Here is an 8,029-nt window from a genome sequence, read left to right on the forward strand (position 1 = left end):
TCATAATATGGATTTAATCTTCTAATGCATTTTCTTTCATCCAACTCCATTCTTGTATAGAACGGTAAGGATATTTGGCTTTTACTACGCCATTTTCTATCACCATTAAGGTAGGATTTGCTCTACCTACAGCTTTCAATATTTTCTCGTCGTTCATGAAAGTAGGAACAATGATTCCCGTTTCTTCTCTGAACTTTTGAATATCTTCTGTTGTTGTTACTGCTGCCATAACCACCGGTACTCCGTCAGCTTGAGCATCTGCAACTACACGCTTAATGCGGTCTATACGTTTCTGACTCAACGCCACATTCGGCAAGTTCTTGCTCACCAACAAAATCATACGTGGAGAAGTCAAAATCAATTCTTGTACACTTACCTCTGGGAAGTAAGGATCCAAGCCCATAACAGTATCTCCAATAACGTACATCGTGCTATCGTAGGCTTCTGGACTATACTCCTTTAAAGGAACATAGTATCCACCACCACTCTCGCGTTCTTGTACAAAGACTTGAGCCGTTTGGTGTGCTTCTAACATCTCTTTCACATAAGGCATATTCCTTTCTACCTCCGTCAAATCTGCAACATTTAAATTCGGGTTGAATTCTGATGAAACGATAGAAGGTAATTTTGTAGGAACAATTGTTTTGGTTTCGCTACTCACAAACTCCCATTTGTCTTTGTTCTCTGGCTTCCAAATATCAGATGCACTGAATTCAGCAGAAGTAAAGTCTTTCAATTCTCCTGTTTGCAAATTCTTATACGTTAAGAAAGTTTCGAAAACACCTTCTCTACCATCGTTCATTTTTTCATTCAAATCACTACCTGCTGCGTATGGTCTATAATCTTTCACGGGCATATACGCCAATACATAGGTCACAAACAACGCACTGATAAAGATCACCCATAACGAGGCCACCCAGTAGTTTCCTACCCACTTGTTGTTCGAACGCTTCACCCATAAGGCACCTAAAATGGTGATCAAAGCAAAGAAAATTGGGAAATACCAACCGAACACATAACTAAAGAAGATACTCACGATCATAGATGCAGGTATCATCAACAAGTTTTGGTTACGGGTATTGGGCGCAGATCTAAACGATGCAATAAAAATGAATATAGAGAAATACAAGAAAATTAAATCTTTCCAGAAGGATTCTTGAGGCGTCAACGATCTACCCACACTTCCTTTCAAGGCATCTCCAAAACATCCACAATCGCTTACACACTGTGTAGATTTGTATTCACCTATCTTCACATAACTGTTTGTCGTCTCTAGCACGCGCACCATGGTATCGCTTTCGGCCATTTGTATCTTTTGCTGTGCAGTGCTTGAATTTACCTCATACCTATCTACATCCATGAAGTAGGCATTCGGGTCACATTCTTTGGTATGCCATGTCAACAGCGTGAAAAAGAACATCATTCCCAACGTAAGGAAAGATGCCAATTTGAGTTTTCCTCCTATGATGAGCAATACGCCTAAAACGATTTCTAGTATACAGATGATTACACTCAAAGGAAGGGCGTAATCGATAAAGAATTCTAAACTAAATTCGGGTGCATTGAAAAGCTCTTTTACACGAAAGGCAAGTGCCCCATCTTCAAAATACTCTTCTAATTTGTAGGCAAAACCGAGTGGATCATTGGCTTTAATGAGTCCTGAAACGATGAATAAACCACCCGATATAGCTCTAAAAACATAAGAGCTGAGCTGCAATCCTTTCAATGCAATGAACCCTGCCATCCCTATAAAGAACAGAACGCTCCCTATGGTTTTGTAAAGCATGGCATTGGCTTCAAAATTATCGTGGTAACCGATCACCAAAAAGGTTAATCCAGTTAGGTTTAGTAAGATAGCTATAAGGTTTAAAGGTAGCGAACGTCCGTGAATTTTATCTACTGTTCTCATATCTTACGATTAGTTTTCTTCGTTTAAGTGAATAAGTGAAAATACGGCATAGTTTAGCATATCGTAGTAGTTTGCATCTATCCCTTCACTCGCTATGGTTTTTCCAGCGTTGTTTTCTATTTGTTTTACGCGAAGTATCTTGGCCAAAATCAAATCTGTTAAAGAGCTCACACGCAAATCTCTCCAGGCTTCCCCGTAATCGTGGTTCTTCTTTTCCATTAACTCTTTGGCTTTTTTGATGTAGGCATCGTACAACTGTATAGCTTCCATCTGGGTCAATTCCATCTCCAAATTATCGTCTTGCTCCAATTGTATCAAAGCCATTACACAATAGTTGACTATGGCTACGAATTCATCGTAAATTCCCTCGCCTACTTTGCTTTCTCCATTGATTTGAAGTGTGCGTATTCTTTGTGCCTTGATAAACAATTGATCGGTCAACGAACTCGAGCGAAAAACTCTCCATGATGTACCGTAATCTTTGGTTTTCTTTTCAAAAATTTCCCTGCAAATGGAAATCACTTTTGTATATTGCTCCGTTGTTTTAGACATCCTTAAATATTTCTTCAAAAAAATAGACGTGAAAGATAAGAATAATAAAATTTCTAGCCTACTCCATAACGGTGACAAGGTACTCGATTTGAGTACTCCACGGGTAATGGGTATACTTAATTTGACCCAAGACTCTTTCTATGAACCTAGTAGAAATCAATCGACTAAAGAGTTATTAACAACTGTGGAGAAAATGTTGCAGGATGGCGCAGATATTTTGGACTTGGGTGCTTACTCTACACGTCCGGGAGCCATAGAAGTTCCTCTTGAAGCTGAAGCCCAGCGCGTGCAAGAAGCAGTGACGGCTATTCGCAAGAATTTTGGAGAAGTATGGATTTCGGTAGACACCTTTAGAAGTGAAGTAGCCCAACGCGGAATAGACCAAGGTGCAGACATCATCAATGATGTTTCTGGAGGAACTTTGGATGAACACATGTTTGCTACCGTTGCCAAAAACCAAGTGCCTTATATACTCATGCACATGCGCGGTACGCCGCAAACCATGCAGAGTTTATGTAACTACGACAATTTGGTAGAAGACATCTACGAGGATTTGATGCAAAAAGTAAGAAAATTGAATGCACTCCAACACAACAACATCATACTCGACCTCGGTTATGGTTTTGCCAAAACTTTGGACCAGAACTACGAATTGTTGGCACATCAAAACAAGTTCACCACCATGGGCTACCCCATTTTAACAGGGATTTCTAGAAAGTCTATGATTTACAAAGCGCTTGATATCACTGCCGCTGAAAGTTTGAGCGCGACTACCGCCTTAAACATGTTTGCCCTCAACAAAGGTGCTAACATCTTGCGCGTACACGATGTGAAAGAAGCCAAACAAGTGGTTGAATTAAACAAACGCTTACACCAATAGACAACATTATGCACAAAGTAATCTTCGCTTGGAGTGGCGGTAAAGACTCGAGTTATGCCCTTTGGCAAACTTTGCAAGATCCTAATTTTGAAGTGGTGGCTTTGATGACCACCTATAACATAGATTTACAACGTGTTTCCATGCACGGCACGCACATAGACTTAACGCGCCAACAAGCACAAAGCATAGGCTTGCCCCTCATAGAAATGACCGTGAGCGAAAGCACCAACACGCACTACGAAGAGCAAATGCGCAAGGTACTGGAAGAATACAAAGGAAAACACCAAATAGCTGGTGTAGTTTTCGGCGACATCTTCTTAGAAGATTTGAGAACCTACAGAGAAAACAACCTGGCCCAAGTAAACCTCAAAGGCTTCTTCCCTTTGTGGAAAAAAGACACGCACAAACTCTCCAAAGCCTTCATAGATGCAGGTTTTAAAACAAGAATTTGTTGCGTAAGTGATGCTTACTTAAACGAAACGCATGTCGGCCAAGACTACGACCACAACTTCCTCTCTTCCCTCCCTTCAGAAGTAGACCCTTGCGGCGAAAACGGCGAATTCCACAGCTTTTGTTACGATGGTCCCATTTTTTCAGCACCTATACACATTGAAAATGGTGAGAAAGTATATAAGGAACTGGAAGCGAAGTATGTTACGAAGGAGAGTAAAGTACGAGGCTTCCATTATGTTGAATTGAGGCAAAAGTGAATAGGCAAAGGCTGTTTGGAGTAAGGAGTATTTAAAAGGTTTATTTACTGCCAAGGTTATCGAGCGGAGTCGAGGTATCGAGCCGAGCGACACTTGAAGCAATGAAAAAGAGAAAGCAATTGTTCTGACGATACATCTTAATCACCTTCTCTCGCTTTTATTTCAAATGATAGGTATACCCAACTTGTAGTGCAACACTGTAAAAGGACGTTGTTTTGTGGGGGAATTGCCAAAAGATTTTTGGACGTAACCAAATCAGGTGCTTTGCGGCACTTTTTCGGGTAAGATCATATCCAATACCCAGGGTGATTGAAGGCATAACATCCGTTGAAGCATACCTTGAAGCTTCTTCCAATTCTCCTGCATCGTTAATGCTGAATACTTCATCTGAAGCTACAAAAGTACTCATCCAACCAACACCTATACTCTCTTCCAAAAACAATCCTGAAGCATAATACCTTCTAAAACCCAAATTGACGTCGGCAAATACTCCGGTGTTATACCTTTTATGATGGTAAAATCCAACATCTAAACGCAGAGGAAGTGAGGCTTGCGCTGTAAACATTTTTTCTAGTCCGTATTCCAAAACCAAACCAGGATAAGTAACTGTGTTTCCAAAGTACCCTACTCCCACGTTTTGTTGAACTTGTGCTTGAGCCTGCGCTAAAAACATCACGCAAAGTGTTAAACTATATACTATTCTTTTCATGCTGCTTAGTTTTTATAGGTTTCAATGAAATCACTTACTTCTTGGTAAAATATTTCGGGCTGATCATGTTGTGGTCCATGACAACACTCAGGTATTTTAACGACTTCTTTATCAGCTGCAGGTGTTCCCAAATGATCGTAAACATAGTCTGCCACTCCCACCGGAACGATGCCATCATCGGCTCCCCAGAGTATCAAAGATGGAATGCTAATGTTTTCTAACTCCGGTGTGTAATTCAGCTTGTCCCATTTTTGCATGGTTTCCTTATCGTAAAAGGCATCCGTATAGAAGGAAAATGAAAACATAGATTTAAAAATCAACTCGATGTAAGGCGTAGGGTTATCGGCTTGCACCTCTTCCCAGTTATAGGCATCACCCCCTAGGTTCGACACATAGATATAAGGGAGTCCCTCTGAATAATTTCCCGGATTTGGATGCTCATCGTACCAGTCCACTATATGTTGCCAAAACGCTACATCTGCATTTTCCTCCTCCAATTTAGCCGGAACTCTATCCAGTATGTATTCCTTCATTAATTGCGACTCCAAATCTCCATAAATAGATCCATCCAAATCTATCCAACCTTTGAAATTAGCTGCATGATTATCTCTTCCTAAATACCCCGCGGCTAACTGTCCGCCCCAGCTATGCCCCAGCATAAACAATTTCTTATTGGGGTATTTTTGCTGTAAAAGTTTGACCACCATTTCTGTATCCTCTATATACTGCTCGGGCGTGTGCTTGGCTTTATCGTAGTAACCTTGCGACATCCCACTGTACCTTTGATCCCAATGGGCAACGGCATAATCGTCTTCCAAATATTTAAAGCCCTTGGCAATGGTTTGTTCCATCCCAGAATCGCCTGGACCGCCGTGTACGGTAATCAGCAACACGTCCGATTCCATATTACCTTTGATCCAAACCGGCAACTTGGCTCCTTTATGGTCCAAATAATAGAAGTCTCCTTCGTTTAAAAATTCGGCCTTATTACACCCTGTAAAGAGAAAAACGACCGTGAACAATGTTAATGTAATGATAGCTTTCATGTCTACAGGTTTTTAAAAGTGAATACATAAGCGAGTTGGACAGAACTGTAGGGCAAATGCAAGGGTCTAAATCCTAAATTCCAATACACGTCTGTTTTTAAGCAAATCAAATGCGATTGCTCAGAGGCATGGGTTAAATCATAACCCACTACTACTCCCGTAGAAGGTTTAAATCCCCAATTAGCTCCTGGTGCATACCTGTATCCCCATTGGTATTTATCAAAGTACCAGATATCATCGGTGTGGTAAAAATTGGCCATGGCCCCCACGCCTATATATTGTTCTAAGAAAATTCCAGAAGCAAAATATTTACGAAAGCCTTTGTGCAATTCTATGGAAAGTGAATTCTTTTCTCCTCCGTATACATATCCTGTTTCTAACTTCAAGGGTAACGAAAAATCAGGGGTAAAGAACTTTTCATATTCCATTTTCAAAGCAAATCCGGGTGACCGATAACTATCGTAGATCACCGCACCGCCCAGGTTAAGGTTTTGTTGTGCAACACCCCCCAAAGCTGAAAGGGTAAAGAATGCAAAGAGTAAGTAATGTTTCATAATTGTACGATGTTGGGTACACCTAAGACAGCAGAAACTTACCTTACCCCCATCCCAAGCGTAGATTATTTTTTTGAAGCTTCCTACAATTTACGAAAAGTCAACTTGCCCCGCACATTTTTACGCACATCTATTTCAACCATATAATTATTTTATTAGTTTTAGCTCACCTTCCCGCCACTTAGGGGACTTTTCCCCTTTTTGACACCACCGATGATCAATTCCTAAGGTTTTAGCATTGAAAAAGGTATTTTCGGGAGGAAGTTGTGTTTTATTGGCTCTTTTGGGTGGGTAAATGCAATAGAGAGATAAGGAAAATAAACGCAATTGTGGATATACGATTGTTGTACGCAAGCTAAAAAACCAACATCATTGAAAAAACAAATTGAAAATAAAGTATATGACTTCTTTGTGAATTCAAGTGATTTCAATGGAATGCCTTTAAGACAAGTAAGCGAAGAATTAAGAATTGAATATGAAAATTCTATTGACATTATAAAAGCTCTCGTCTCTGAAGAAAGGATAACAATACAATCTAGTACAAATCCTCACATAATTTGCTCACGGCTTTACCCAATTGATATTCAATTAAAAATTCTTGAAGATGCTAAATCTTGGGAGGTTACAGTTGAGAAAATCGGTGAGATTTCTTTTGTATCAGAAAATACGGAGTTTCCTATCTGTTTATATCCGACAGAAAATCTTCTAAAATCTAAAAGGGATTTAACGGAATTTGGAAATGCAGTTTATACTAAAGAATTAGCTTTTGCTCAACCACAGTTAAAACCAATTTTCTTTGAAATAGAAGTTTTAGAAAGATACGCTAACGACCCACGATTTGACTTTCATTTCAAAGATTATTCTGGTAGAATTTCGTGTAAATATGATGACAATGACAAACCCTATCTCAGAAAAGAAGACGAAGTTTTTCTAAAAACTTTTGGTTTGGGGTTTGATGAAAATAATAAGAGAGTTGCTGTGGTATATTTAAGATATTTATGCGACTTAACACCTGAGCACCAAGTTTATTGGAAAAGTCGAGAAAAAGGAGGGAATTGTAAAATGCTTGAAGAATATCATCAAAATACAATTCAAGGCAATTGGACTTCTTCCTATTCAATATTTAGTGGTTTAATTGGAGAATTAAGCTGCTTAAATAAAATCTCAGAAACGATTTTCTCAAAATCACTATTTAGAAAGAACTTTAATGACGAAAAAAGACCAAAAGAGTTCACCTTCTTTTTCACACCTACATTAAAAAACTATAATGATTTTGTCCATTTACTTGATAAAATGCTATCAGAAAATATAAACAAGGATTTTTTTAAAGGTAAAATGGAGCTATATGACATAGTAGAAATCGAAGATGGATTAGTAGAAAGAAGATCAAAAGGAACTATAAGACTTTTGGAAGAATGGCTCTTAGGTATTTTTAAAACAGAAAAGGAAAATGAGCTAAAAGACATATTTAAGCCACTTAAAAAAGTAAGGAGAGAAAGACAAAATCCAGCTCATAAGATAAGTGAAAATGAATATGATGATAAATTTACAGAGCTTCAGAAAAAACTTGTAAGTGACGCTTATGATTCAATCAGAGCTTTGAGATTTATTTTTCAACAACATCCAAAAGCGAAAGATTTTGAAGTACCTGATTGGTTAGAGAATGGAA

The 8,029-nt window shown here is 38.9% G+C and carries 8 protein-coding genes; 3 read left to right on the plus strand and 5 right to left on the minus strand.

Features of this window, described 5'->3' with window-relative positions; translation table 11 throughout:
* Window positions 1-13: 13 nt before the first annotated feature.
* Together R3333_RS10320 and R3333_RS10325 are read right to left on the minus strand one after the other, a co-directional pair.
* Window positions 14-1,909 (minus strand): MauE/DoxX family redox-associated membrane protein, encoded by a 1,896-nt coding sequence (locus R3333_RS10320; RefSeq protein WP_318958714.1) that lies wholly within the window; start codon window positions 1,907-1,909, stop codon window positions 14-16.
* A 9-nt stretch (window positions 1,910-1,918) separates the two neighbouring features.
* On the minus strand, window positions 1,919-2,461 hold the full coding sequence (locus tag R3333_RS10325) for a DUF1599 domain-containing protein (RefSeq protein ID WP_318958715.1): 543 nt from the start codon (window positions 2,459-2,461) through the stop codon (window positions 1,919-1,921).
* Window positions 2,462-2,489: 28 nt separating this feature from the next.
* Between R3333_RS10325 and folP the strand changes: the two genes are divergently transcribed.
* Together folP and R3333_RS10335 are read left to right on the plus strand one after the other, a co-directional pair.
* Window positions 2,490-3,341 carry a dihydropteroate synthase gene (gene folP, locus R3333_RS10330; protein WP_318958716.1) on the plus strand — a complete coding sequence of 284 codons (852 nt, stop codon included), beginning with the start codon at window positions 2,490-2,492 and terminating at the stop codon, window positions 3,339-3,341.
* 8 nt (window positions 3,342-3,349) lie between these two features.
* Window positions 3,350-4,051: a diphthine--ammonia ligase gene (locus R3333_RS10335; RefSeq protein WP_318958717.1), complete on the plus strand. Its 702-nt coding sequence runs from the start codon at window positions 3,350-3,352 to the stop codon at window positions 4,049-4,051.
* Window positions 4,052-4,208: 157 nt separating this feature from the next.
* Here the strand turns inward: R3333_RS10335 and R3333_RS10340 are convergent, their stop codons facing one another.
* The 3 genes from R3333_RS10340 to R3333_RS10350 are packed head-to-tail and all read right to left on the minus strand — an operon-like array spanning window position 4,209 to window position 6,360.
* Window positions 4,209-4,760: a hypothetical protein gene (locus tag R3333_RS10340; RefSeq protein ID WP_318958718.1), complete on the minus strand. Its 552-nt coding sequence runs from the start codon at window positions 4,758-4,760 to the stop codon at window positions 4,209-4,211.
* A gap of 5 nt (window positions 4,761-4,765) precedes the next feature.
* Window positions 4,766-5,806, minus strand: coding sequence for an alpha/beta hydrolase (locus tag R3333_RS10345; RefSeq protein ID WP_318958719.1), 1,041 nt, complete (start codon window positions 5,804-5,806; stop codon window positions 4,766-4,768).
* A 2-nt stretch (window positions 5,807-5,808) separates the two neighbouring features.
* A complete protein-coding gene (locus R3333_RS10350; RefSeq protein ID WP_318958720.1) occupies window positions 5,809-6,360 on the minus strand; it encodes a hypothetical protein in 552 nt (183 codons plus the stop codon).
* A 372-nt stretch (window positions 6,361-6,732) separates the two neighbouring features.
* On the opposite strand from R3333_RS10350, the gene R3333_RS10355 reads away from it, so the two are divergent.
* A partial coding sequence (locus R3333_RS10355) for a hypothetical protein (protein ID WP_318958721.1) occupies window positions 6,733-8,029 on the plus strand: 1,297 nt, incomplete at its 3' end.

Source organism: Lishizhenia sp. (assembly GCF_033720595.1).
Taxonomy (GTDB): domain Bacteria; phylum Bacteroidota; class Bacteroidia; order Flavobacteriales_D; family Crocinitomicaceae; genus Lishizhenia.